Annotated in this window: 23 protein-coding genes; 14 read left to right on the top strand and 9 right to left on the bottom strand. The window is 67.1% G+C overall.

The genetic code is table 11. The annotated features are described in order from the left end of the window. Positions 1-3: 3 nt before the first annotated feature. Positions 4-1,842, bottom strand: a complete 1,839-nt coding sequence (gene typA, locus VF651_09425) for a translational GTPase TypA (protein HEX7965925.1) — start codon at positions 1,840-1,842, stop codon at positions 4-6. Between the two features lie 374 nt (positions 1,843-2,216). Here typA and VF651_09420 point away from each other — a divergent pair, with 374 nt between their 5' ends. The 9 genes from VF651_09420 to VF651_09380 all read left to right on the top strand — a co-directional run bounded on the left by VF651_09420 (position 2,217) and on the right by VF651_09380 (position 11,249). After that, positions 2,217-2,519 carry an RNA-binding protein gene (locus VF651_09420; GenBank protein ID HEX7965924.1) on the top strand — a complete coding sequence of 101 codons (303 nt, stop codon included), beginning with the start codon at positions 2,217-2,219 and terminating at the stop codon, positions 2,517-2,519. Between the two features lie 254 nt (positions 2,520-2,773). Continuing rightward, positions 2,774-3,484 carry a Yip1 family protein gene (locus VF651_09415; GenBank protein ID HEX7965923.1) on the top strand — a complete coding sequence of 237 codons (711 nt, stop codon included), beginning with the start codon at positions 2,774-2,776 and terminating at the stop codon, positions 3,482-3,484. 12 nt (positions 3,485-3,496) lie between these two features. Then, the gene (locus tag VF651_09410) at positions 3,497-4,732 is read left to right on the top strand and encodes an efflux RND transporter periplasmic adaptor subunit (protein ID HEX7965922.1); all 1,236 of its coding nucleotides are present in this window, start codon (positions 3,497-3,499) and stop codon (positions 4,730-4,732) included. After that, on the top strand, positions 4,732-5,454 hold the full coding sequence (locus VF651_09405; protein HEX7965921.1) for an ABC transporter ATP-binding protein: 723 nt from the start codon (positions 4,732-4,734) through the stop codon (positions 5,452-5,454). The genes VF651_09410 and VF651_09405 overlap by 1 nt, the downstream gene beginning before the upstream one ends. Beyond that, the gene (locus VF651_09400; protein HEX7965920.1) at positions 5,447-6,673 is read left to right on the top strand and encodes an ABC transporter permease; all 1,227 of its coding nucleotides are present in this window, start codon (positions 5,447-5,449) and stop codon (positions 6,671-6,673) included. The genes VF651_09405 and VF651_09400 overlap by 8 nt, the downstream gene beginning before the upstream one ends. Positions 6,674-6,677: 4 nt before the next feature. Beyond that, positions 6,678-7,904 (top strand): ABC transporter permease, encoded by a 1,227-nt coding sequence (locus VF651_09395; GenBank protein HEX7965919.1) that lies wholly within the window; start codon positions 6,678-6,680, stop codon positions 7,902-7,904. A gap of 19 nt (positions 7,905-7,923) precedes the next feature. Beyond that, a complete protein-coding gene (locus VF651_09390) occupies positions 7,924-8,661 on the top strand; it encodes a glycerophosphodiester phosphodiesterase family protein (GenBank protein HEX7965918.1) in 738 nt (245 codons plus the stop codon). Further along, positions 8,654-9,829 (top strand): FAD-dependent oxidoreductase, encoded by a 1,176-nt coding sequence (locus VF651_09385; protein ID HEX7965917.1) that lies wholly within the window; start codon positions 8,654-8,656, stop codon positions 9,827-9,829. The genes VF651_09390 and VF651_09385 overlap by 8 nt, the downstream gene beginning before the upstream one ends. A 1-nt stretch (position 9,830) precedes the next feature. Continuing rightward, entirely contained in the window at positions 9,831-11,249 is a 1,419-nt protein-coding gene (locus VF651_09380) for an FGGY family carbohydrate kinase (protein HEX7965916.1), read from the top strand. Positions 11,250-11,299: 50 nt separating this feature from the next. Here VF651_09380 and VF651_09375 read toward each other — a convergent pair whose 3' ends face one another. The 3 genes from VF651_09375 to VF651_09365 form a co-directional block, all read right to left on the bottom strand. Then, on the bottom strand, positions 11,300-12,118 hold the full coding sequence (locus tag VF651_09375; protein ID HEX7965915.1) for a hypothetical protein: 819 nt from the start codon (positions 12,116-12,118) through the stop codon (positions 11,300-11,302). A 101-nt stretch (positions 12,119-12,219) separates the two neighbouring features. Then, complete coding sequence (locus VF651_09370; GenBank protein HEX7965914.1) at positions 12,220-14,238, bottom strand: NADPH-dependent 2,4-dienoyl-CoA reductase; 2,019 nt, start codon at positions 14,236-14,238, stop codon at positions 12,220-12,222. Then, positions 14,235-14,810: a DNA-3-methyladenine glycosylase 2 family protein gene (locus VF651_09365; protein ID HEX7965913.1), complete on the bottom strand. Its 576-nt coding sequence runs from the start codon at positions 14,808-14,810 to the stop codon at positions 14,235-14,237. The genes VF651_09370 and VF651_09365 overlap by 4 nt, the downstream gene beginning before the upstream one ends. 162 nt (positions 14,811-14,972) lie before the next feature. On the opposite strand from VF651_09365, the gene VF651_09360 reads away from it, so the two are divergent. The 4 genes from VF651_09360 (at position 14,973) to VF651_09345 (ending at position 19,086) form a co-directional block, all read left to right on the top strand. Then, on the top strand, positions 14,973-15,665 hold the full coding sequence (locus VF651_09360) for a BON domain-containing protein (GenBank protein ID HEX7965912.1): 693 nt from the start codon (positions 14,973-14,975) through the stop codon (positions 15,663-15,665). A 40-nt stretch (positions 15,666-15,705) separates the two neighbouring features. Then, positions 15,706-16,917 carry a diguanylate cyclase gene (locus VF651_09355; protein ID HEX7965911.1) on the top strand — a complete coding sequence of 404 codons (1,212 nt, stop codon included), beginning with the start codon at positions 15,706-15,708 and terminating at the stop codon, positions 16,915-16,917. 10 nt (positions 16,918-16,927) lie between these two features. Beyond that, positions 16,928-17,347: a DUF3301 domain-containing protein gene (locus tag VF651_09350; protein HEX7965910.1), complete on the top strand. Its 420-nt coding sequence runs from the start codon at positions 16,928-16,930 to the stop codon at positions 17,345-17,347. A 137-nt stretch (positions 17,348-17,484) separates the two neighbouring features. Then, positions 17,485-19,086 (top strand): APC family permease, encoded by a 1,602-nt coding sequence (locus VF651_09345; protein HEX7965909.1) that lies wholly within the window; start codon positions 17,485-17,487, stop codon positions 19,084-19,086. Positions 19,087-19,140: 54 nt separating this feature from the next. Here VF651_09345 and arfB read toward each other — a convergent pair whose 3' ends face one another. Both arfB and VF651_09335 read right to left on the bottom strand, forming a co-directional pair. After that, positions 19,141-19,572: an alternative ribosome rescue aminoacyl-tRNA hydrolase ArfB gene (gene arfB / locus VF651_09340; GenBank protein ID HEX7965908.1), complete on the bottom strand. Its 432-nt coding sequence runs from the start codon at positions 19,570-19,572 to the stop codon at positions 19,141-19,143. After that, positions 19,569-20,783: an HD-GYP domain-containing protein gene (locus VF651_09335; protein ID HEX7965907.1), complete on the bottom strand. Its 1,215-nt coding sequence runs from the start codon at positions 20,781-20,783 to the stop codon at positions 19,569-19,571. Before VF651_09335 ends, arfB begins: the two co-directional genes overlap by 4 nt. A gap of 218 nt (positions 20,784-21,001) precedes the next feature. Here VF651_09335 and VF651_09330 point away from each other — a divergent pair, with 218 nt between their 5' ends. Beyond that, positions 21,002-21,238, top strand: a complete 237-nt coding sequence (locus tag VF651_09330) for a hypothetical protein (GenBank protein ID HEX7965906.1) — start codon at positions 21,002-21,004, stop codon at positions 21,236-21,238. Positions 21,239-21,443: 205 nt separating this feature from the next. Here the strand turns inward: VF651_09330 and pstB are convergent, their stop codons facing one another. The 3 genes from pstB to pstC are packed head-to-tail and all read right to left on the bottom strand — an operon-like array spanning position 21,444 to position 23,987. Next, entirely contained in the window at positions 21,444-22,217 is a 774-nt protein-coding gene (gene pstB, locus VF651_09325; GenBank protein HEX7965905.1) for a phosphate ABC transporter ATP-binding protein PstB, read from the bottom strand. A 4-nt stretch (positions 22,218-22,221) separates the two neighbouring features. Further along, positions 22,222-23,016, bottom strand: coding sequence for a phosphate ABC transporter permease PstA (gene pstA, locus VF651_09320; GenBank protein HEX7965904.1), 795 nt, complete (start codon positions 23,014-23,016; stop codon positions 22,222-22,224). Between the two features lie 59 nt (positions 23,017-23,075). Next, a complete protein-coding gene (pstC, locus tag VF651_09315; protein ID HEX7965903.1) occupies positions 23,076-23,987 on the bottom strand; it encodes a phosphate ABC transporter permease subunit PstC in 912 nt (303 codons plus the stop codon). Positions 23,988-24,345: the final 358 nt, after the last annotated feature.

Below are 24,345 nucleotides of genomic sequence, written 5' to 3'. Positions count from 1 at the left end.
GCTCTAGGCAGCAACCTCGGAGGCGCGCCCCGCCTTACGGCGATCCGACTCCTTCAAGTGCCGCTTGCGCAGGCGGATGTTGAGCGGCGTGATCTCCACGAGCTCGTCGTCCTCGATGAACTCCAGCGCCTGCTCCAGGGTGAAGCGCAGCGCCGGGGTCAGGATGATGTTCTCGTCGCGGCCGGCGGCGCGGATGTTGGTCAACTGCTTGGTCTTGAGCGGGTTCACCGTGAGGTCGTTGTCGCGGGCATGGATGCCCACGATCTGGCCCTCATAGACGTCCTCGCCGGGAGCCACGCAGAGGCGGCCGCGCTCCTGCAGGTTGAACAGTCCGTAGGAGACGGCCTTGCCGGTGCCGTTGGAGATGAGCGCGCCGTTGGCGCGCTGGTTCACGCCCACGGCCTTGGCCGGCGCGTACTTCTCGAACACGTGGTGCAGGAGGCCTGAGCCCGAGGTCATGGTGCGGAACTCGGTCTGGAAGCCGATCAGGCCCCGCGCCGGGATGATGTAGTCCAGGCGCACGCGGCCCTGGCCGTCCGGACGCATATCCTGCAGCGCGCCGCCGCGGGAACCCAGGGCCTCCATGATGGCGCCCTGGTGGCGGTCTTCGACGTCCACTGTGAGGGTCTCGTAGGGCTCGTGCCGCTCGCCGTTCACCTCGTGGTATATGACCTGGGGACGGGCCACTGCGATCTCGTAGCCCTCGCGGCGCATGTTCTCCAGCAGCACCGAGAGGTGCAGCTCGCCGCGGCCGGAGACGCGGAACTTCTCCGCGTCCTCGGTATCCTCGACGCGCAGCGCCACGTTGTGCAGGGTCTCGCGGTACAGGCGCTCGCGCACCTGGCGGCTGGTCAGGAACTTGCCGTCCTGGCCGGCGAACGGCGAATTGTTGGTCTCGAACACCATGCTGATGGTGGGCTCGTCCACGGTGAGGGACGGCAGCGCCTCCACGTGCTCCGGGTCGCAGATGGTCTCGGAGATGCGCGGCGCAGGGATGCCGGTGAAGGCGATGATGTCGCCGGCCTGGGCCTCCTCCACTTCCACGCGGTTCAGGCCGAGGAAGCCGAACACCTGCAGGATGCGCTCGCGGCGGGTCTTGCCCTCGGAGTCGGTGACGATCACCGGGCTGTTGCGCTTGATGCGGCCGCGGGCGATGCGGCCGATGCCGATGGCGCCCACGTAGCTCGAGTAGTCCATCTGGCTGACCTGGAGCTGGAACGGACCGTCCAGGTTCACCGGCGGCGGCGGGCAATGCTTGATGATGGTCTCGAACAGCGGCGTCATGTCCTTGCCGGGCACGTCCATGTCCAGGGTGGCGAAGCCGTTCAGGGCCGAGGCGTACACCACCGGGAAGTCCAGCTGCTCATCGGAGGCGCCGAGCTTGTCGAACAGGTCGAAGGTCTGGTCCAGCACCCAGTGCGGGCGCGCGCCGTTGCGGTCGATCTTGTTGATGACCACGATGGGCTTGAGGCCGTGGGAGAAGGCCTTCTGGGTGACGAAGCGGGTCTGGGGCATGGGCCCGTCCACCGCGTCCACCACCAGGAGCACGCAGTCCACCATGGACAGCACCCGCTCCACCTCGCCGCCGAAGTCGGCATGGCCGGGGGTGTCCACGATGTTGATGCGGTACTCGGTGTTCCCCTGCTTGAGGCGGATGGCCGTGTTCTTGGCCAGGATGGTGATGCCCCGTTCCTTCTCCAGGTCGTTGGAGTCCATCACCCGCTCGGTGATGGGGGCACGGGCATCCAGAGTGCCGGATTGGCGCAGCAGGCAGTCCACGAGGGTGGTCTTGCCATGGTCCACGTGGGCGATGATGGCGATATTGCGGAGATTTTCGATCACGGGTGAATCCAGGGGGTCAGGGGGCGGGAAAAACGGCGAATTATACCGGGAAACCCCGAAATACGTAGGGGGTTTTTGGGCGATTTTTTCAGTCCATACAAGGGCTTCCGGCCATTGGACAGGGGGGTTTGACTCGCGTAAGCTCTTTCGCCGTTCGGGACCTGTCAACCTATCTTTGCCGACGTCTACGGGGATGACCTGCTGACACGCCGGGGGATGTGACTAAGCTTCGAACAAAAAGCAGTCACCCGCCCATGCCCTGCCGCAAGGCAGTCCACCGGTGGGGAGACCGCAGGTAAACCACGGCCGGCAGCCTCAACCTCTTCCGACCCCGTGGCGTGTTCTTAAAGTTCTTGCAAGAGAGTGTTAATCGTATGACGTCCATTTATGTCGGTAATCTGCCTTTCTCCGCTAACGAAGATGAAATCCGCCAGAAGTTCGAACAGTTCGGCGCCGTGCATTCGGTCAAGCTGATCTCCGATCGTGAGACCGGCCGCCCGCGCGGCTTCGGCTTCGTCGAGATGGATCAGTCCTCTGCCCAGGCCGCGATCCGCGAGCTGAATGGCAAGGACATGGGCGGCCGCCCGCTGCGCGTGAACGAAGCGCAGCCGCGTCAGCCCGGTGGTGGCGGCGGTGGCGGCGGTGGTGGCGGCGGCGGTGGCCGCGGCCGCTGGTAAGCACCCGCTTAACCCAGCCCCTTTAGCTGAACTAAGCTAAGCAGCCCATGCCCCCGGCCGGATAGGCCGGGGCATGGGCTTTTTTGTCACCGCCCCGTGGTGACAATCATCACTATCCCGTAGGTGACCTCCTGCTTATGATTGATGCAGTTCGTCGCCTCCGCACCGAACCTGCCGCGCCCGGCATTGTCTGATTGGGAATCGGAGTCCGATCCAGGCGCGGCCTTCCAACAAGACAGATACGGGGAGTCATCATGAACGACAGCAGCCCGACCGCTTTCGGCAGCCTCATCAACATCTTCCTCGAGCCGCGCAAGACCTTCGACGACGTGCGGCCCCACACCAGCTGGCTCTGGTACCCCCTGCTGCTCTGCATCGGCAGCGCGCTGCTGGTCTTCGCCTGGTATTACGGCACCGCCGACTGGGGCGTGATCCAGCAGCAGACCATGGATTACATCGCCGGCCGCAACTACAGCGCCGACCAGATGGAGCAGATCCGCAACGGACTGACCCGCAAGGGCATCCTTATGCAGACCTGCATCTTCCTCACCATCTTCGTGGTGCTGATCTACCTGGTGCAGGCGCTGTACCTGTTCCTGGTGAGCAAGATCGGCGGATACGAGGTACAGGGCTACGGCAACTGGTTCAACTTCACCTGCTGGGCCTACATGCCCTCCGTGCTCGGCAACCTGGCTTTCGCGGTGATGTACGCGATAAGCGGGAAGCAGGCGGCCGTCACCTCGCTGGACGTGACCTCGCTCAACACCCTGCTCTTCAAGCTCACGCCGCAGGACTCGTGGTTCGGCCTGCTCAACAGCCTGCACTTGACCACGTTCTGGAGCTTCGCGCTGCTGGTCATCGGCTTCTCGCAGTGGACGCGCCAGAGCCTGGGCAAGTCCGCGGCCCTGGCGCTGGCCCCGCACATCCTGATCTACGGCATCTGGATCCTGGTCAAACTCATCTAAAAGCGCACATACATGGCCAACAAACGCAAACTCTGGACTGCCTTGGCGATCGCCGGCGGGCTGGTGCTCATCATCGTGATCAGCCGCACCGCCGGGCGCAGCCGCGGCGTGCAGGTCGAGACCGCCCAGGTCGAGGCTCGCACCATCCGCAGTTCGATCCTGGCTTCCGGCGAGCTGCAGTACAAGGACCCGGTGGAGCTCAAGCCCGAGGTGATCGGCAAGATCAGCGAGATCCCGGTGGTCGAGGGTCAGCGGGTGCACAAGGGCCAGGTCGTGCTCAGGCTCGATCCGGAGATCTTCAAGGCCCAGGTGCTGCAGCAGCAGGCGGCAGTGCAGCAGGCGCAGATCGCGATCCAGGGCCAGAAGCTCACGGTCGCCAACCTGCAGCTGCAGTTCAACCGCCAGCAGCAGCTCTACAAGCAGCACCTGGTGGACGCCAACAGCTTCGATAACCTCAAGAACCAGCTCGATCTCGCCGACAGCGAGCTGGAGGCGCGGCAGCAGGCACTGGAGATCGCCCAGGCCGAACTCACCCAGTCGCAGCAGAACCTCAACAAGACCGTCATCACCTCCCCCATCAACGGCATGATCACCAGCCTGCCGGTGAAGGTGGGCGAGACCGTGATCACCGGCACCAACATCGCCGGTTCCACGCTCATGGACATCGCCGACCCCTCCGAGGTGTTGGCCGATGTGCAGGTGGACGAAGCCGACATCGCCAACGTCAAGCTGGGCGAAGACGCCAACATCGACGCGGTCTCTTTCCCTGACCGCACCCTGCACGGCAAGGTGCAGTTCGTCGCCTCCTCGGTGACGGACACCAGCAACAGTCTCACCGCCAGCGCCAGCCAGGGCCGCACCTTCGAGGTGAAGATCGCCATCACGGACAAGGACCTCGCGGTGCTCAAGCCCGGCATGAGCACGCGCGCCGAGATCTTCACCCAGAGCACGCCCGGCACGCTCTCGGTGCCGGTGCAGGCGATCCTCTACGAGAACGACCCCGGCTCCAAGAGCCTGGAGCCCACCTCCGGCGCCTACGTGTACAAGGTCGTGGACGGCAAGGCGCAGAAGACCCCGGTGACCACCGGCGTCTCCAGCGACGCTTACCAGGCGGTCACCTCGGGCCTGCGGCAGGGGGACACCGTCGTGAGCGGCTCCTACCAGACCCTCCATCACCTGGCGGATGGGACCAGCGTGACGGTGGCACCGGCCGCGGCCAGCAAGGGCGACGCCAAGAAGACCCCGTGATGAGCACCGACACGGTCCTGGAACTGCGCGCCGTCACCAAGCGCTACGTGATGGGTGACGCGGTGCTGAACGCGCTCGACGGGATCGACCTCAGCATCGCGCGCAACGAATACGCTGCGTTCATCGGCCCCTCCGGCTCGGGCAAGTCCACGCTCATGAATATCGTGGGCTGCCTGGACAAGCCCACCTCCGGTGAGTACGTGCTGAACGGCACGCCGGTGGCGGAGCTGGACGACAACGCGCTGGCGCGCATCCGCAACCGCGAGATCGGCTTCATCTTCCAGAACTTCAACCTGCTGGGACGCTCCGACGCCCTGCACAACGTGATGCAGCCGCTCATCTATCGCGGCATCCCCTATGCCGAGCGCAAGCGCATCGCCACCGAGGCCCTGGAACAGGTCGGCCTGGGCGAACGCCTCCATCACCTGCCCAACCAGCTCTCCGGCGGCCAGCGCCAGCGCGTGGCCATCGCCCGGGCGCTGGTCGGCAAGCCCTCGATCCTGCTGGCGGACGAGCCCACCGGCAACCTGGATTCGAACACCGCCCGCGACGTGATGGCGATGTTCGACGTGCTGCACCAGAGCGGCAACACCATCATCGTGGTGACCCACGACCAGGACATCGCCAACCATTGCCGCCGGGTCATCCGCATCAAGGACGGCAAGATCACCAGCGACACCGTCAACCAGCCCAAGCCGACCAAGGGCGGGGCCCGTGTCTAACTTCCTCGAAAGCCTCCGCGCGGCCTTCACGGCGATCTTCGCCCACAAGCTGCGCAGCGTGCTCACCACCCTCGGCATCATCATCGGCGTGATGTCGGTGATCGCGGTGGTGTCGCTGCTGCAGGGCTTCAGCCTCGCCCTCTCGGCCAACTTCCGCGGCATGGGCTCGAACACGGTATTCGTGAACGCCTACGTCTCACGCAACGACCAGTTGGCCGGCAAGACCGCCAAGATCACCACCGAGGACCTGCTGGCCATCCAGCACGAAGTGCCGGGCATCAGCCGCATCACGCCGGTACTGATCATCGCGTTCCTGAACGGCCAGGTGCAGTACCAGGGCCAATCCACCTACTCCCTGATCGCCGGCACCACCTACACCCACGCCGAGAACACCGAGTTCTACCCGGTGCGGGGGCGCTATATCACCCCCAGCGACGACTTCGCGCACCGGCGGGTCGCCGTGGTGGGCGCGAGCGTGGTGAAGGACCTCCAGCTCGGTGACAACCCGGAAGGCCGCTTCATCCAGATGTTCGGCCAGTGGTTCAAGGTGGTCGGCGTGCTCAAGGAGCTGGGCTCGTTCCTCGGCTTCGACCAGGACTCGCGCATCTACATCCCCTTCGGCACCGCCCACAGCCTGCTCGGCGGCGCCACCAACCCCAGCATCCAGATCGACATGGACGTGAACGACGTCAAGCAGCTGGACGAGATCAAGGGTCGCATCACCACCGTGCTGCGGCGCCAGCACGGCCTCAAGCCCGGCCAGGACGACGATTTCAAGGTCCAGACCGCGGCCCAGCTCGCCGACAGCATCAACCAGATCTTCAACGCCGCGAGCGTGATCCTGGGCGGCATCGTCAGCATCGCACTGCTGGTGGGCGGCATCGGCATCATGAACATCATGTTGGTGTCGGTGACCGAACGCACCCGCGAGATCGGCATCTTGAAGAGCCTCGGCGCCCGGCGCAGCGACATCCTGCTGCAGTTCCTGATCGAGGCGGTCACGCTGTCGCTCCTGGGCGGGCTCATCGGGCTGGCACTCGGCTATGGCATCGGCCTCATGGTGGTGAAGCTGGTGCCTGCGTTCGAGGGCGCCTACGTGCCGCTCTGGACGGTGGCGCTGGCCATGGGCTTCTCCATGGGCGTGGGCATCATCTTCGGCATCGCACCCGCCGCCAAGGCCGCCGCGCTCGATCCCATCGACGCGCTGCGCTACGAGTAGCGCCGTGCACGCCCTCACCGAAAGCGTCCGTTCCGCCCTGTACGCGATCCGCGCGCACAAGCTCCGCAGCTTCCTCACCACCCTGGGCATCATCATCGGCGTGATGGCGGTGGTCACGGTGGTGTCCCTGATCCAGGGCTTCAGCCAGTCCATCAGCAGCCAGTTCGCCGGCTTCGGCACCGACAGCCTCACCGTGTCCTCCTATCTGCCCTTCAAGCAGATCCTGCAGGGCAAGCAGGCGCGCATCTCGCCTGAGGACATGCTGGCGATCCAGCATGAGGTGCCGGGCGTGAGCGGTCTCACGCCGCTGCTGCAGGTGGGCCAGTTCGGCAGCTCGATCGAGTACAAGGGCCAGGCCAGCTCCTCGCGCCTCCTGGGCGTGACCCAGGCCTATGCCCAGGTGTTCAGCGACTACCCCGAGAGCGGCCGCTTCATCACCCCCGGCGACGACCTCTCGCACCGGCGCGTGGCCATCATCGGCGCGACGGTGATAGACCACCTGCACCTGCCGGCGGATCCCATAGGCACCTATTTCCAGGTCGGCGGACAGTGGTTCAAGATCGTGGGCGTGCTGCACAAGCAGGGCTCGATACTCGGCAACGACCAGGACGACAAGGTACTGATCCCCTATGGCACGGCCCACACCCTGCTGGGCGGCGCCACCAAGGAAGACATCATCGTCCAGCTCAAGGTCAACGACGTCACCCAGATGGACGCCACCAAGGAGCGGGTACGCCAGCTCCTGCGCCGCCGCCACAAGCTCAAGACGAGCCAAGACGACGACTTCAAGGTGCAGACCGCTTCCCAGGTGACGGACTCCTTCAACAGCATCCTCAACATGCTGACCGTCGTGCTGGGCGGGATCGTCGGCGTGTCGCTGCTGGTAGGCGGCATCGGCATCATGAACATCATGCTGGTCTCGGTCACCGAGCGCACCCGCGAGATCGGGATCCTCAAGAGCCTCGGCGCCCGGCGCAGCGACATCCTGGTGCAGTTCCTGCTGGAGGCGGTGGCGCTCTCCATGCTGGGCGGCATCATCGGGCTGATCCTGGGCTATGCCATCGGCACGCTCATCGTCTATGCCGTGCCCTCGTTCCGCGGCGCCCACGTGCCGATGTGGGCGGCGCTGGTGTCCATCGGTTTCTCCACCAGCATCGGCGTCATCTTCGGCATCGCCCCCGCCGCGAAGGCAGCGGCATTGGATCCCATAGACGCGTTAAGATACGAGTAGTCCTCCTACTCGGTGACCCATGGCGAGCAAGACCGTGCCCACCCTGGTGGCACACCGCGGCTACCCCGCGCGCTATCCGGAGAACACGCTGGTCGGCATCCAGGCGGCGGTGGAAGCCGGCGCGCCCTGGTTCGAGTGCGATGTGCAGCTCTCCTCCGACCTCGTACCCTTCCTGTGCCACGACGGCTCGCTGCACCGCACCGCGGGCCTTGACCGGCTCATCATGGAGATGGACTCGAAGTCGCTCGCCTCGGTCGACGTGGGCGAGGCCTGGCGTTTCGGCGCCAAGTACGCCGGCACCCACCCCACGCACCTCACCGAGCTCACGGAGTATCTGTCCCGCCACCAGGGCGTGCAGGGCTTCATCGAGATCAAGTCCGAGAGCCTGGAGCACTTCGGCCACGAGGCGGTGGTGCAGCAGGTGATGCAGGCGGTGAAAACGGTGCTGGACCGCTGCGTGATCATCTCCTTCGATGCGCTGTCATTGAAGCTCGCACGGCAGATGGGCGCGGGTCCGGTAGGCTGGGCGCTGGAAGATGCGAGCCTCGCCACCGCGAAGCTCGCCGCCGAGTTCCAGCCAGAATACCTCTTCGCCGGCACCCGCCTCTTCACCGAAGCCCTGGCGAACCTCAAGGGCGACTGGCAGTGGGCGGTGTACCAGGTGCAGGACCCGGCCCGGGCGGTGGCGCTCACGGAACAGGGTGCGGATCTCGTGGAGACCGATGCCATCGGCGACATGCTGAAAGCCTATGCCTGAACTCCTGGACCTCGTCATCGTCGGCGCCGGCATCCATGGTGCCGGTGTGGCCCAGGCCGCCGCCGCCGCCGGCTACAGCGTGCGGCTACTGGAAAAGGATGGGGTGGCCCATGGCACCTCCAGCCGTTCCAGCAAGCTCATCCATGGCGGCCTGCGCTACCTCGAACAGTTCCAGCTGGGGCTGGTGCGTGAATGCCTGCAGGAACGGGAACTCCTGCTCCGGCTCGCGCCGGAACTGGTGCGGATCAAGCCTTTCTATATCCCGCTCTATGGCGATACCCGCCGCCGGCCCTGGCAGCTCTACGCGGGCTTGAGCCTCTACGCACTGCTGGCAGGGTCCGGGCATCACGCCCGCTTCCGCACGCTGCCGCGCCGGGAATGGGATGCCCTGGGAGGATTGAAGACCGAGGGGCTGCGCAAGGTGTTCCAGTACTGGGACGCCCAGACGGATGATGCCGCCCTCACCCGCGCGGTGCTGCGATCCGCGCAGGACCTGGGCGCCGAACTCTGCATGCCGGCATGCTTCCTGGGCGCCGAGCTGCAGGAAGATGGGGTGACGGTGCGTTACGAGCAAGCGGGCCGGCATTCGGAATGCCGGGCGCGGGTACTGGTGAACGCTGCCGGCCCTTGGGTCGCCGGCGTGGCCGGGCGCATCCCCTCGTTCGTTTCCCATGTGCACAGCGAGCTGGTGCAGGGTACCCACATCCTGGTGGACATCCCCAGCCGCGAAGGGATCTTCTATATGGAGGTGCCGCGGGACGGGCGCGCGGTGTTCCTCATGCCTTGGAACGGCCAGAGCCTGATGGGCACCACCGAGACGCCTTTCCCTGGACGCGAGCCCGGTGCGGTCGCCCCCAGCGAGCAGGAGCGGGAATACCTGCGCCAGGTGGTGCAGCACTATTTCCCGCGTCAGGCGTTCCGGGAGCTCGGCGCCTTCGCGGGCCTGCGAGTCCTGCCCCGCGACGAAGCCCGCCCTTTCGAGCGCGGCCGCGAGCTCATCCTGGAGACTGACCGCGTGGCGCGCCCGCGGCTCATCGGCCTCTACGGCGGCAAGCTCACTTCGTACCGGGCGGATGCACAGAAAGTGCTGGCGAAGATCCGTGGCAGCCTGCCTGATCGGACTCCCCACGGCGATACCCGCGCCCTGCCCCTGCGGCCGGCCGACTGACATGTCCCGCCGTTGTGTGCTGGCGTTGGACCAGGGCGGACACGCCAGCCGGGCCTTGCTGTTCGATCCCGCCGGCACGGTACTGGCCCGGGCGGAGCGGCGCATCGCCACCCGCCGCGAAGGCCGGGACCGGGTCGAGCATGCACCCCAGGCGGTGCTGCGCTCCCTGCGGCAGGCGGCGGAAGCGGCCATCGCCATGCTGCCGCCGGATACGGAGATCCGGGCGGCGGCGCTCGCCACCCAGCGCTCCAGCATCGCCTGTTGGGACCGGCGCAACAGCCGGCCTCTCTCACCGGTGGTCTCCTGGCAAGACCGGCGCGCGGTGCGCAAAGTGGCGGCGCTCGTAGCGCACACCCAGGAAGTGCGCAGGCTCACGGGTCTGGTGCTCTCGCCCCACTACGGCGCCAGCAAGATCGCCTGGTGCCTGCGGCACTTGCCTGAGGTCCGGCAGGCGATGCAGCGCGGCCATCTCGCGGCAGGACCGCTGGCGAGCTATCTCGTGGCCGGACTGACCGAGGAACGAGTCTGCGTCGCGGATCCGGTGAACGGCGCCCGCACCCAGCTCATGGACATCCGCCGCGGCGGATGGTCGGCCAAGCTCTGCGGGTTGTTCGGCGTGCCGCACGAGATCCTGCCGGACTGCGTGCCGAACCATCACCGCTTCGGCACACTGCGGCTCGCGGGCCGTACCCTGCCTCTCACGGTGGTCACGGGAGACCAACCTGCCGCGCTGTTCGCCCGGGGCGAACCGGAACGGGGCATCGCCTACATCAACATCGGCACCGGCGCCTTCGTGCAGGCCTTGAGTGAACGGCGCGTGCCAGGCCTGCTGCAGAGCCTGCTGTGGCGCGATCCCAAGCGCGGCGCGCTGTTCGCGCTGGAGGGTACCGTGAACGGCGCCGGTGCAGCGCTGGACGCGGTGGCGGCGCAACTCGGCATGAGACCGGCCACGGCGCTGCGCCTATTACCCGCGGCGTTGGCCGCGGCGGAGGAGCCGCCGCTGTTCCTGAACGGCGTCGGCGGCCTGGGGGCGCCCTACTGGCAACCCCACTTCCGTTCCCGCTTCATCGGCCGCGGCGATGCGAGGCAGAAGCTGGCGGCAGCCGTCGAGAGCGTGGTGTTCCTGCTGCATGCGAACCTGCAGCGTATGCGAGGCGCGGGCATGGCGTTCCGGCGCATCCAGGTCAGCGGCGGACTGGCGCAGCTCGACGGCCTGTGCCAGCGGCTCGCGGATCTCGCGGGCCTGCCGGTAGAGCGCCCCGAGATGCACGAGGCGACGGCGCTGGGGCTCGCCTGGCTCGCGGGCGGACTCGAGCGTGTGCCGCAGGGGACCGCCATGCGTTTTGACCCACAGGGTGACGAGCAACTCGCCGCCCGGGAGCGGCGCTGGCGACGCGCCCTGCACGACGCGCTGGCATAAAAGGAAAGGCCCGCTCGCGCGGGCCTTCCGGTGCTTGGTTCCGAGGACGTTTACTTGTCTTCGCTCTTGACGGCCCAGGTGGGCGGCAGCGCGGGCGTCCAGGAATCGAAGCCGTGGGAGTCCCAGATGTTGCCGGAGATGCCGGTACCCTCGTTGACCAGCGACACGTCGTAGTTGCCGCCGCTCGTCAGGCTCGCAGTCACGTGCGGGTTGAACACCAGGCGGAAGTCGCCGTGCTCATTCGCCACCACGATGGCGGTGAGGTGCAGCGGCTTGTAGGCGGCCTTGAAGGTCACATCCAGCGTGCCTTCACCGCCGTCGATCAACAGGTTGTCCGAGGACAGGAGATAGCCTGGGTTCTGGCCGGCGAGGTGCACGGTGCCTGGGTGCGGCACGACCGCCCACTGGGCCGGGAAGTCCTCGCCTTCGCTGGCAGCCGGCGCGGTGGGTGGAGTGGCGGCCGGCGAGGCGGTGGCGGCCGCGGATTGGGCGGCGGCGGCGGTGCTGTTGGCCGGCAGCGGGTTGAGGGTCACGTTCGCGGGCGGCAGCTTGGGCGGCGTGGTGAGCACCTTGAAGCCGTTCTCCACCCCGCCGAAGTCGACTTGGGTGTCGCCGATCTTGAAGCTCTTGAAGCCGGACTGGTCCTTGAGCACCTGGCAGGACGGCTTGTAGAAATCGCTCCATTCGAGGGAAGCGAAGTGCGCGCTGCACTTGCCGTCCTTGACCTCGATGGAGCCCACCACCAGGTGGTCGTTGGCCGGGAGTTCCGCGACCAGTGCGTAGGGCTTGCTGGAGGAGCACCCTTGCAGCAGCAGCGCAGCGGCGGCGCCCGCGTACACGATCCAATGGGTAATGGCACGGCTGGTCATGGCATCTTCCCCGTTGTTGATGGCTTGGTTTTCAAAGGCCTGCGGGCCTCGCAGAATCATAGACTGTTGCCCGGCTGGAATCCACGGGGTTTTTGCCGGCCCTAAAGGCTCAATCCCAGGCGCGTGCCCTCCTCGATGGCCCGCTTGGCATCCAGCTCGCCGGCCAGGCGCGCCCCGCCGATGAGGTGGATCTGCATGCCCGCGAGGTCCGTCGCGAGCTCGCGGCGGCTCTCCTGGCCGGCGCAGATCACCACGTTGTCCACCTCGAGGACGCTCGGCGCGCCGTCGACGGTGATGTGCAGGCCGGCATCGTCCACACGCAGGTATTCCACGCCACCCTGCATCCGTACCCCATGTGCCTTGAGGGAGGAACGGTGGGCCCAGCCCGTGGTCTTGCCCAGGGTGCGGCCCGGCCGCCCGGCGGAACGCTGCAGCAACCACACCTGCCGCGCCGCGGCTTCGGGCCTGGCCGGCATGAGCCCGCCACGCGCTGCGTATCCCTCGTCCACGCCCCACTCCCGCATGAAGCGGTGCGGCGCGACGCTGGGATAGGGCGGAGACTGCACCAGGAACTCCGCCACGTCGAAGCCGATCCCACCAGCGCCCACGATCGCCACGCGCCGGCCCACCGGCCGGCCCTGCAGCAGCACCTCCACGTAGGACAATACCTTGGGATGGTCGAGGCCGGGGATGGCCGGGACACGCGGCCGCACGCCGGTGGCGAGCACCACCGCGTCGAAGCCTTGTGCGCGCAGTGCGGCCGCGTCCACCTCGCGCCCGAGCACCAGCGTCACACCCAGGAGCTCCAGGCGCCGGCGGAAGTAGCGCAAGGTCTCGTGGAACTCCTCCTTGCCGGGGACACGCTTGGCCATGTTGAACTGGCCGCCGATCTCGGCGGCGGCGTCGTACAGCGTCACCGCGTGGCCGCGCTCGGCGGCGCTGACGGCGGCGGCGAGCCCGGCGGGACCCGCTCCCACCACGGCGATGCGCCGTGCGCGCGGCGCCGGGACGCTGCGGAATTCCGTCTCGCGGCAGGCTCGCGGGTTGACGAGGCAGGTGGCGAGCTTCTGTTCGAACACGTGGTCGAGGCAGGCCTGGTTGCAGGCGATGCAGGTGTTGATCTCATCAGCGCGTCCGCTGGCCGCCTTCAGCACCCATTCCGGGTCCGCCAGGAGCGGCCGGGCCATGGACACCATGTCCGCCTGGCCTTTCGCCAGCACCTTCTCGGCGACGTCCGGCATGTTGATGCGGTTCACGGCGATGAGCGGCAGCTTCACTTCGCGCTTCAGGCGCGCCGTGACCCAGGTGAAGGCGGCGCGCGGCACGCGGGTGGCGATAGTGGGGATACGCGCCTCATGCCAGCCGATGCCGGTGTTGATGAGCGTGGCGCCGGCGGCCTCGATGGCCTTCGCCAGGGTCACCACCTCCGCCCAGTCGCTGCCCTGCTCCACCAGGTCCAGCATCGAGAGCCGGTAGATGAGGATGAAATCCCGGCCCACCGCCTCGCGGGTGCGGCGCACGATCTCCACCGGCAGGCGCATGCGCCGGGCGAAGTCGCCGCCCCAGGCGTCGTCGCGCTTGTTGGTGCGGGCCACCAGGAACTCGTTGATGAAGTAACCCTCGGAACCCATGATCTCGACGCCGTCGTAACCCGCCTCCCGGGCACGTGCGGCACAGCGCACGAAGCCGGCGATCTGCCTCTCGATGCCGCGGGCGCTCAAGGCCCGCGGCCTGAACGGCGTGATGGGCGCCTTGAGGGCCGAGGGCGCCACCGAGAACGGATGGTAGGCGTAGCGGCCCGCGTGCAGGATCTGCATGCAGATATGCCCGCCCTCCGCATGCACGGCCTGGGTCACCCTGCGATGCCGGGCGACTTCCCAGGGCCGGCTCAGCTTGGAGGCGAAAGGCGCGAGGGAGCCGACGAGGTTCGGCGCGATGCCGCCGGTGACGATGAGTCCGGCGCCGCCCCGCGAGCGCTCCGCGAAGTACTCGGCGAGCTTGCCGTAATCCCGGGCACGGTCCTCCAGGCCCGTGTGCATGGAACCCATGAGCACGCGGTTCCTGAGCGTGACGAAGCCCAGGTCCAGGGGTGCCAGCAGATGGGGGAAGGCCGCGCTCATAGCTCGGCGTCACCGTCGGTCACGCGCCACAGGTACCAGGATGCGATGGAGCGGTACGGCGCCCAGGCTTTGCCCGCCCGCTCAAGCGTCGAGTAGGCGGGCAGGCGCTTCATGCCGTAGGCCCGCTGGAAACCCTTGCGCACCCCCAGGTCCGTCACCGGCAGCACGTCCGGGCGGCCGAGGGTGAAGATGAGCAGCATCTCCACGGTCCAGCGGCCGACACCGCGCACCTGGGTGAGGCGCTCGATGATCTCCGCGTCGGGCATGCGCTTCAGGCCCTTCGAGTCCGGCACGGTGCCGTCCAGCGCCTTGGCGGCGAGGTCCTTGAGCGCCAGGAGCTTGTTGCGGGAGAGCCCGGCGCCGCGCAGCGAGGCCTCCGGCAGCGCCAGCAGCGCCTCCGGGTGCGGCCCCAGCTCCGGCGGGAACAGCGCCACCACGCGGCCGAGGATGGTGGCGGCGGCCTTGCCCGAGAGCTGCTGGTAGGTGATGGCGCGCATCAGCGAGTGGAACGGGCTGCGCAGCGGCATGAACTCCAGGCGGCAGGGCCCGATGCCGGCGATGACGGCAGCCATGCGCGGATCGGCGCGGCGCAGGTGGCGCAGGGCCGGGCGTACATCGTGGCGGGATTTGTCATTTGCCGTGCGATCCAAAGCTTTTCCTTCCCTATTGCCAAGCGGGCCGCCTGGGCTCAACCTTATATGAGAAGAACACCCCTCCGAAGCCCAAGGTGCCCCATGCCGCAGAAAGACCTGGTAGCCGCGCTGCTCGCGGCCCTGGCGAAGGACCCAGACATCAATCTGCACGAATCCCCCATCCACGTCGCCTATCATGACAGTCTGCGGCTCGAAGGCGAAGTGGCCAACATCATCGTCAAGCGCAAGGCCCGGCGCATCGCCATGGAGCTCTCGGGCTTGAACGACATCGAGGATCGCCTGCGGCTCCGGCCCGGCGAACGGCGCACCGGAAAGGCGCTGCTGGATGCCGCCACCTCCGCCCTGTCCCAGGAGCCTGCCTTCCGCGACATCGCGGTGCACCCCCATCCCGCCACCGAGTCCGGCCGCGACTGGATCGGCGTCGACGTGGACGACTGCGTGGTGCGCCTCGACGGCCAGCTGAACAGCCTCTCGCACCGGCGCCTGGCGGAGGTCATCGCCTGGTGGGTGCCGGGCAGCTGCGACGTGCACAACCACATCCGGGTCCGCCCGGCCGAGAAGGACAACGACGACGAGGTCTCCGACGCGGTGCGCATGGTGCTGGAGAAGGACCCGTTGCTGCACGCCGAGAGCATCGACGTACGCACCCGTGACCGCGAGGTGACGTTGCGCGGAGCGGTGCACAGCGACGAGCAGCGCCGCATGGCGATCTACGACTGCTGGTACGTGCCGGGCGTGCACGAGGTCCACGACCAGATGCAGGTGCAAGGCTGAGCAGGCTCAGGACGCCGCAGGTGGCGTCCCGGGATCCCATATGAAGATATTCATCGGCGTCCTATATACGCTGCTGCCAGAGCTGATCGTGTTCATGCTGGCGGCGCTCCTGGCGGTGCAGGTCACCTCCTTCCCCCGCCCGGGCCAGCTCGCGGTGGAGCTCTCCGTCGGCACGGTCCTGCTGGCGGCGCTCGGCCTCTCCGCCCAGTTCAACCGCAGCCGCATGTTCTTCGCCCTGCTCACGCTGCTCGCCGCCTACGTGGGCGTGTTCGCGCTCAGCCGCACCGCGGATCCGCTCACCCACGCGGTGCTGAGCGGCGGCCTCAACCTGTTCCTGCCGCTGGACGTGCTGGTGTTCGCCTGCATCCCGGAACGCGGCGTGTTCAGCCGCTATGGCGGCCTTTGGTTCGGAGTCCTGGCCGGCGAGGCGCTGGCGCTGTGGGCGATGGCGGCATTCCCGAGCCTGCTGCTGGCGCGGGCGCTGCACGTGCAGTTCGTGCATCTCTCCTTCCTCAACCACAGCGCCGTGACCCAGCCCGCGCTGCTCGCCACCGGGCTCGGCCTCGTCTGGCTCAACGACCAGCTGCTGCGCAAGCACGACGCCGAGAGCGCCGCGTTCTTCCTGGCGCTGGCGATGGCGGTGCCGGTGCTGCATGGCGCGCCGCTGGCCTGGGGCGCGTTGTTCCTGGGCGCGGCGGGCCTGGGCTTCGGCTACGCGGTGATCCAGGGTTCCTGGAGCATGGCCTACCTCGACGAGCTGACGGGCCTGCCGGGGCGGCGCGCACTGGAGGAGCAGATGCGCCAGCTCGGCGGGCGCTATGCCATCGCCATGGTGGACGTGGACCACTTCAAGCTCTTCAACGACCGCTACGGCCACGACGTGGGCGACCAGGTACTGCGTTTCGTGGCCTCACGCCTGCAGCAGCCGGCGCTCGCGGGCCGGCCGTTCCGCTACGGCGGCGAGGAGTTCTGCCTGCTCTACGGGGGACGCGGGCTGGATGAGGTGTCGCAGGAACTGGAGACGGTGCGCGCCGACATCGAGGCCTGCCGCTTCGACCTGCGCCATGGTGGGCGGCGCAGCGAGGATACGGGACCCGGCGAGAACCAGCCGGATATGCTCTCCATCACCGTCAGCATCGGCGCAGCCCAGCACGGCGACAGCCTGAACGAGCCCTGGACCGTGCTCAAGGCGGCCGACAAGGCGCTCTACGATGCCAAGCACGCCGGCCGCAACCGCGTCAGCCTGGCGTAGACTCTCACCCATGTACCTAGATGCGGGCGGCACCGGTGTGGCCATCCTGCTGCTACTCGCGGCGGCGGCGGGCTTCCTGTTCTGGAACGACAGCCTGCGGGCCCGCGAGCGCATGGTGGCGACCTGCGCGCGGCTGTGCCGCGAGCTCAAGGTGCAGTTCCTGGACGAGAGCGTCGTGCTCACCCGCCTGAGCCTGGGCCGGGGCGCCTCCGGCTGGCCCGAGTTCACCCGCATCTACGGCTTCGAGTTCAGCGGCACCGGCCAGGACCGCTGGCAGGGCCGTGCCACCCTCGCCGGCCGCCGCGTGCTCTCGGTGCAGCTCGATCACCCGGACGGGGTCACCATCCTGGGCGGCGGGGCGCCGGTCTCGCCGGACCTGCTCCGGCTGACGCAGTTCGTCGGGCCGGGGGATGGACGCTCCCTGCACTGATCCCCTGCCGGTTGTCCTGCCCTCCCGCCTCATCTAATATCGCCGGGTCCCCGCGCCGCACGGCCTGGGGCTCCATCAAACCGATATAGGGGTCCCGCGCAATGACAGCTCCCGACAAGGTCCGACGCGAAGCCGGTGTGATCGGACTCCTGTATGCCAGCCTGGGCAGCATCATCGGCTCCGGCTGGCTGTTCGGCGCGCTCAATGCCTCCATGCAGGCGGGCCCCTTCAGCATGGCCTCCTGGACCATCGGTGCCACCGCGGTGCTGTTCCTGGCGTTCGTGTTCGCCGAACTCTCCACCATGTTCCCGAATTCCGGCGCGCTGGTGCACATGGTGCACGTGAGCCACGGCGACATGCTGGGCAAGATCTGGAGCTGGGTGCTGTTCCTGGCATTCGTCTCGGTGCCGCCGGTGGAAGTCATCGCGGTGCTGACCTACATGAACACCCTGCTGCCCCCGTCGGGCTTCCTCGGCATGGGGCACTTCCTGGATGCCGGCGGCCTGCTCACGCCGCTCGGCACGGTGAGTTCGCTGATCATGCTGGCGCTGGTGGTGGCCCTGAACTTCATGGCCATCCGCTGGGTCATCGCCATCAACAGCGTGACCACCTGGTGGAAAGTGCTGGTGCCGGTGGTCACCATCTTCATCCTCGTGGCTTATTCCTTCCACCCGGAGAACATGACCGCGCAGCTGCAGAGCACGCCCACCAGCGGCATCTTCACCGCCGTCGGCACCGCCGGCATCATCTTCAGCTTCCTGGGCTTCCAGCAGGCTATCGCCCTCGCCGGCGAGACCCGCAACCCAGGCAAGTACGTGCCCATCGCTCTGATCGGCTCGGTGGTGATCGCCCTCATCATCTACCTGGGCCTGCAGTACGCTTTCATCGTGGCACTGGACCCCAACGACATCAGCTCCGGCTGGCCGCAGCTGCACTTCGCCGGCATGTTCGGTCCCCTGGCCGCCATCCTCACCGCCGTCGGTGCGCTGTGGTGGGCCTCGGTTCTGTACTTCGACGCGGTGGTATCGCCGCTCGGCACCGCGTTCATCTACATCACCGGCAGCCCGCGCATCCTGATGGCTGCCGGCGAGATGGGCGGCGCCCCCTCCCACGTGGCCAAGCTCAACCGCTGGGGCGTGCCCTGGATCGCCCTGATCGCCACCTACATCTTCGGCGCCGCGTTCTTCTTCCCATTCCCGTCCTGGTCCAAGCTGGTCTCTGCGGTGTCCTCCATCACCGTGCTCTCCTACGCCATCGGCCCGGTGATCCTGCTGCACCTGCGCAAGATCCTGCCCGGCGCGGAGCGCCCGTTCCGCCTGAAGGGCTCCGCCGCGGTCTCGATGATCGCGTTCATCGCCTCCAACTGGATCATCTACTGGACCGGCAACTACGTGATGAGCGTGCTGTTCGTGCTGGTAGGCGGCTACGTGGCCTTCCTGCTGGTGTGGCACCTCCTGGTGAAGCGGCTGCCCGCCTCGAGCCTCGGCTGGCAGCACGCCTGGTGGCTGCTGCCCTACTTCGCCGGCATGTGGCTGATCAGCTACCTCGGGCCCTCCGCCAGCGGCATGGGCGGCAACGACACTTTCGGCTTCTTCACCGGCATGCTGCTCGTGACGCTGTTCAGCCCCGCCATGCTGTGGCTGGCGCTGAAGACCGGCGTCACCTCGGCGGCGGCTCAAGCCCATTCCGACAAGGTGGGAGCGATGGGCTCGCGTGGCATGGAGATGCCATTGCATTAAGTGGTGGGAATCCCGCTAGAACGGAAAACCCGGCTTACGCCGGGTTTTCTTTTTCTAGTCGTAGCTCTTGCTGCGAAGGCGCTTCTTGTCACCCTGGCGCTTCTTGCCCTCGAGACGCCGGCGCTTGGAGCCCTTGGAGGGCTTGGTCTTCTTGCGCGGCTTGGGCGGATGCAGCGCCTGCTCCACGAGGGCGACGAGGCGCTCCAAGGCGTCGGCACGGTTGCGCTCCTGGGTGCGGTGGCGCTGGGCCTGGATGATGAGCACGCCCTCGTCCGTGACCCGCGAGCCCGCCAGGGCCTCGAGCCTCAGGCGCACCCCCACCGGCAGGTAGATGCTCTTGCGCAGGTCCCAGCGCAGTTCTACCGCGCTCGCCACCTTGTTCACGTTCTGGCCGCCGGGGCCTGAGCTGCGCACGAAGCTGAACTGGAACTCGGTGGCGTCCAGCATCAGGCCGTTGCTCAGGAATATCTGGGTCTCGCGGCTCACAGGCGCGCCTCCATCTGCGCGATCCGCGCCGGGTCGATGTCGTAATCCTTGCAATCCACCACCCGCTCCACGCGCCAGGAGAAGCCGCCGTCGTGGATGCCGGGCGCCGCCAGGTTGAGCAGCGGCCTGCGCCGGTACGGGCGCCCTTCCCTGTCCCGCACCAACATCACCACGGGTTTGAGCCGGCTGTCGGGGTTGCTGGACATGACGATGCCGAGCGCGCCGGTGTTGAGCTCCACCAGGCTGCCGATGGGATAGATGCCGATGCAGCGGATGAACTCCTGCATCAGGTCCTCGCCGAAGTCGCGCGGCGCCCAATGGAACATCATGTTGAGGCAGTTCGCGGCGGGGATGCCTTCGTGGTAGACACGGTCGCTGCTGATGTCATCGTAGACCTCCGCCACCGCCACCACCCGCACATGCAGGGGGATCTCCTCGCCCTTGAGGCTGAAGGGGTAGCCCTGCCCGCCGATGCGCTCATGGTGCAGATGCACTACCTCCAGCGCCAGCGGCGGGAAGCCGCCCTGCTTGCGCAGCATCTGGTAGCCGTCACCCGGGTGCTTCTTGAGGATGTCGAACTCGTCCTCGGTGAGCACGCCCGGCTTGTCGAGGATGGTGACTGGCGTGCGCATCTTGCCCACGTCGTGAAGCAGCGCCCCCAGGCCCACCTGTTCCAGGGTGTCCTTGGGCATGCCGAGATGGGAGCCGAAGGCTACCGCCAGCACCGCGGTGTTGAAGCAGTGGTCGGCGGTGTGGGCGTGGCGGTCCTTGAGGTTCGTGAGCCAGAGCGCCGCCTGGGGATTCACCGCCACCAGCTCCACGAGCTGCTGCACCATGGCGCGGGTCTCGCGGGCATCCATGAGCTTGCCCAGGCGGGCATCGTCCATGACCCGCTGCAGGTGGGGGTAGAGCTTCTGGCGGTAGTCCAGCACCCGGCGTACCGCCAGCCGGAAACCGCTGCGCTCGGGGGTCTCCTTGATGCCCGGCAGGGTGAGGTCCGCCGCGGCCCCTTCCCCCGGCTCGGCCGGGCCGCCCAGGACCCGGGCCTCGTCCACGAACACGTACTGGCAGCACTCCTGGAGGGCGGAGAGCTGGTCCGGGGACTCGATGGCGAAGCCCTGGAACAGGAAGGGGCTCTCCAGCCAGGGACGGTCCAGCTCGGTCACGTACATGCCCAGGCTGAGCTCGGATACGGGTATTTTCCTGGTCATCGGCACGTATTATGCCAGCCCGCCCGCAGGATACCCCCCGGGAAATCAGCCCCCTGGCAGCGTCAACCCGTCCACCCAGGAGGCGTTATAGCCCCGACAGAAAGTGTCAGCCCTGGGGCTTTCGAGGATCCGGCCGTAGAGCCGGACACCACCTGGACTTGGGGTCAGGTTTTGCAAAACCTTCAGGTATCCACTCACACAGCAATGGAGTACTCAGAATGAAGCGTCAGATCGTCATCAGCGTCCTCGCCGCCTCCCTGCTGGCCTTCGCCGGCGTGAGCTTCGCCGCTGCCCCGGCCGCCGCCCCGGCTGCCCCGGCCGCTTCCACCGCCAAGGCCGCCCCGGCTGCGGCCCCGGCGAAGAGCGGGCACAAGAAGTCCAGCAAGCACAAGCACAAGAGCCACAAGAAGTCGAAGGATGCCGCTCCGGCTGCCTCGACCGGTGGCAACAAGTAATCCCGGGCTTTTCGGGATTAAAAAAGGGCGCGGTTAAAACCGCGCCCTTTTTCTTTTCCAAGCCGTTTTAGAGCTACTGCGCTCGATATAGCTGCGTTGCGCTTCGGCTCGCACTCCTCACGTACTAAAGAGTACGCTCCAGGTGCTCGCCTCGCGCGCCTTGCTCTACCTTCGCTCGTCACGCTCTAAAAAGGCTTGATAAGAACTAGCCGTACCTTCCGGTGATGTAGTCTTCGGTCTGCTTCCGGGCCGGGTTGGTGAAGAGCGTGCTGGTGTCGGCGAACTCGATGAGGTCCCCCAGGTACATGAAGGCGGTGTAATCCGACACGCGCGCCGCCTGCTGCATGTTGTGGGTGACGATGACGATGGTGTAGTCCTTCTTGAGTTCGGCGATCAGCTCCTCCACCTTGAGGGTGGAGATGGGGTCCAGCGCAGAGGCCGGCTCGTCCAGGAGCAGCACCTCCGGCTTGACCGCGATGGCGCGGGCGATGCACAGGCGCTGCTGCTGGCCGCCGGAGAGGCGGGTGCCGCCCTGGTGCTGCTTGTCCTTGACCTCGTCCCACAGCGCCGCCTTGCGCAGCGCCCACTCGACCCGCTCGTCCATCTCGTTGCGCGGCACCTTCTCATACAGGCGCACGCCGAACGCGATGTTCTCGTACACCGACATGGGGAACGGCGTCGGCTTCTGGAACACCATGCCGACCTTGGCGCGCAGGAGGTTGAGGTCCTGCCCGGTGGCGAGGATGTTGCCGCCGTCGAGGATCACCTCGCCGGTGGCGCGCTGCTCGGGGTACAGCTCGTAGATCCGGTTCATGGTGCGCAGCAGCGTGGACTTGCCGCAGCCGGAGGGGCCGATGAAGGCGGTCACCTGCTTCTCGGGGATCTGCAGATCGATGCCGTGCAGGGCATGGAACTTCCCGTAGTAGAAGTCCAGCTTGCGGATGTCGATCTTGGCGTTGTCGATGCGGGGCGAGCTCATGAGGTCATTTCCCGAATGAATTGGAGCGCAGCAGGAGACGGGCCGCGATGCTGAGCACCAGGATCGCGGTGGTGATCATCAGCGCACCCGCCCAGGCCAGGTGCTGCCAGCCCTCGTAGGGGCTCATGGCGAACTGGAAGATCATCACCGGCAGGTTCGCCATGGGCTGCGACATGTCGGTGCTGCGGAACTGGTTGTTGAGCGCGGTGAACAGGAGCGGCGCGGTCTCGCCGCTGATGCGGGCGATGCCGAGGATCACGCCTGTGAGCATGCCGGCCAGCGACGCGCGGTGCACGATGAACACCGTGACCTTCCAGCGCGGCGCGCCCAGGGCGGCGGCGGCCTCGCGCATCTGGTCCGGCACCAGCCGCATCATGTCCTCGGTGGTGCGCAGCACCACCGGCAGCATGATGATGGCGAGCGAGAGCCCGCCGGCCCAGCCGGAGAAGTGCCCGAGCGGCCCCACCGCGACGCCGTAGACGAACACGCCGATGACGATGGAGGGCGCCGACAGCAGGATGTCGTTGACGAAGCGGATCACCGAGGCCATGCGGTTGGCGCGGCCGTACTCGGCGAGCCAGGTGCCGGCCATGAGCCCGACCGGCGTGCCCAGCCCCACCCCCACCGCGGTCAGGAGCAGCGAGCCGATCATGGCGTTGGCCATGCCGCCCTCGGCGCCCGGCGGCGGCGTGTCGAGGGTGAACAGCTCGACGTTGATGCTGTGCAGGCCGTGGCTCACCAGCGTCCACAGCAGCCAGGCCAGCCAGAACAGGCCGAACACCGTGGCGACCATGGACATGCCCAGGTTGAACACGTTGAGGGTGCGGCGGAACAGGTAGCGGCGGCTGTTGTGCTGGATCACGTCTTCGCCCCCTCGCGCGCCGCGACCCGGATGAGCAGCAGCTTGGCGATGGCCAGCACCACGAACGTGACCAGGAACAGGATGAGGCCGAGGGCGATCAGCGAGGAGGTGTACTTCTCGCCCACCGCCTCGGAGAACTCGTTGGCGAGCGTCGAGGAGATGGTGTTGCCCGGCATGAACAGGGCCTTGCTGATGTCATGACTGTTGCCGATGACGAAGGTCACGGCCATGGTCTCGCCGAGCGCGCGGCCCAGGCCCAGCATGATGCCGCCCACCACGCCGACGCGGGTGTAGGGCAGCACCACGCGCCACATCACCTCCCAGGTGGTGCAGCCGATGCCATAGGCGGACTCCTTGAGCACCAGCGGCACCACGTCGAACACGTCGCGCATCACCGAGGTCACGAACGGGATGACCATGATGGCGAGGATGAGGCCGGCGGTAAACACGCCGATGCCGATGGGCGGGCCCTGGAACAGGCTGCCGATGAGCGGCCACTTGCCGAGGTGCGCGGTTATCCAGGGCTGGACCTTCTCCGCGAACAGCGGCGCGAACACGAACAGGCCCCACATGCCGTAGATGATGCTGGGGATGGCGGCGAGCAGTTCCACCGCGGTGCTCACCGGGCGGCGCAGCCAGGCCGGCGCGAGTTCGGTGACGAAGAGCGCGATGCCGAAGCTCACCGGCACGGCGATGATGAGCGCGATGGCCGAGGTCACCAGGGTGCCGTAGATGGAGGTGAGCGCCGAGTACTGGTCGCTGACCGGGTCCCACTCGGTGCTGGTGAAGAACTTGAAGCCGAAGGTGTGGAACGCCGGCCAGGCCTTGAAGATGAGCAGGCCGATGATGGCCAGGATCAGCCCCAGCACCGTGAGCGCGGCGAGCTGGGTGACCCCCTTGAACACCATGTCAGCGGCGTTGTCCCGCCAGCGTGTGTTGTGCGTGTTGCCGCTCACGGTCCGGCTTCCCGTCTCTATGGTTTCTTCTGACAACACCGCTGCACCGGTAGCGGCGCCCCTTTAGGACACCCCCGCCGGCCTCCCCGCCTGTCTGGTCGGGGCAGTCTAGGGGGGGAATATGGCATAAATATGACAGCCGGGGCATCCGGATTGTCCCGGGCCGGACAACAGCCTTACCTGAGTGTTCCGGTGGGGCTTTTTTAGCCAAAAAATATCTCAGGAGTGTAGAGCGAAGGTGCAGCGCATGCGCTGCACGGGCGGGCAGGATGCCCGCCCGGCATTTCGCGGAGCAGGAAAGCGCAGCGAA

Source organism: Gammaproteobacteria bacterium (genome assembly GCA_036383255.1).
In the GTDB taxonomy this organism is placed as follows: domain Bacteria; phylum Pseudomonadota; class Gammaproteobacteria; order Natronospirales; family REEB76; genus DASUBN01.
The sequence above is the reverse complement of the archived record's forward strand: the minus strand, read 5'-3'. Positions and strand labels throughout refer to the sequence as shown.